This window comes from Bacillus sp. LR--39 (genome assembly GCF_053613335.1).
Genome location: NZ_JBSIOT010001143.1, coordinates 1 through 618, shown reverse-complemented (window position 1 = coordinate 618; position 618 = coordinate 1). Strand labels below are relative to the sequence as shown.

Sequence of the window (618 nt, the reverse complement as noted above, 5' to 3'; positions counted from 1 at the left end):
GGTTCGAATCCCTTGCTCTCCGCCACTGATACTTATACATAATTACAATTGAAAGTCTGGGCCCGTTGGTCAAGCGGTTAAGACACCGCCCTTTCACGGCGGTAACACGGGTTCGAATCCCGTACGGGTCATTATATGATGGAGGATTAGCTCAGCTGGGAGAGCATCTGCCTTACAAGCAGAGGGTCGGCGGTTCGAGCCCGTCATCCTCCACCATTATATCATCGCGGGGTGGAGCAGTTCGGTAGCTCGTCGGGCTCATAACCCGAAGGTCGCAGGTTCAAATCCTGCCCCCGCAACCAAATTTTAAAATGGTCCGGTAGTTCAGTTGGTTAGAATGCCTGCCTGTCACGCAGGAGGTCGCGGGTTCGAGTCCCGTCCGGACCGCCATTTAAATACTTAGGCTCGGTAGCTCAGTTGGTAGAGCAACGGACTGAAAATCCGTGTGTCGGCGGTTCGATTCCGTCCCGAGCCACCATTTATCAATATATTTTGGCGGTTGTGGCGAAGTGGTTAACGCACCAGATTGTGGCTCTGGCACTCGTGGGTTCGATTCCCATCAATCGCCCCAAATAAAAATTGCGGGTGTAGTTTAGTGGTAAAACCTCAGCCTTCCAA

6 tRNA genes are annotated in these 618 nt (G+C 52.4%); all 6 read left to right on the top strand.

Annotated elements, in window-relative coordinates:
* The first annotated feature begins 59 nt into the window (after positions 1 to 59).
* The 6 genes from ACWHAR_RS29005 to ACWHAR_RS28980 all read left to right on the top strand — a co-directional run bounded on the left by ACWHAR_RS29005 (position 60) and on the right by ACWHAR_RS28980 (position 571).
* Positions 60 to 131: transfer RNA gene (locus ACWHAR_RS29005), tRNA-Glu, on the top strand.
* Positions 132 to 140: 9 nt separating this feature from the next.
* Positions 141 to 216: transfer RNA gene (locus tag ACWHAR_RS29000), tRNA-Val, on the top strand.
* Between the two features lie 9 nt (positions 217 to 225).
* Positions 226 to 302, top strand: a tRNA-Met gene (locus ACWHAR_RS28995).
* A gap of 11 nt (positions 303 to 313) precedes the next feature.
* Positions 314 to 390, top strand: a tRNA-Asp gene (locus ACWHAR_RS28990).
* A gap of 12 nt (positions 391 to 402) precedes the next feature.
* A tRNA-Phe gene (locus ACWHAR_RS28985) sits at positions 403 to 478 on the top strand.
* A 17-nt stretch (positions 479 to 495) separates the two neighbouring features.
* A tRNA-His gene (locus tag ACWHAR_RS28980) sits at positions 496 to 571 on the top strand.
* Positions 572 to 618 lie beyond the last annotated feature (47 nt).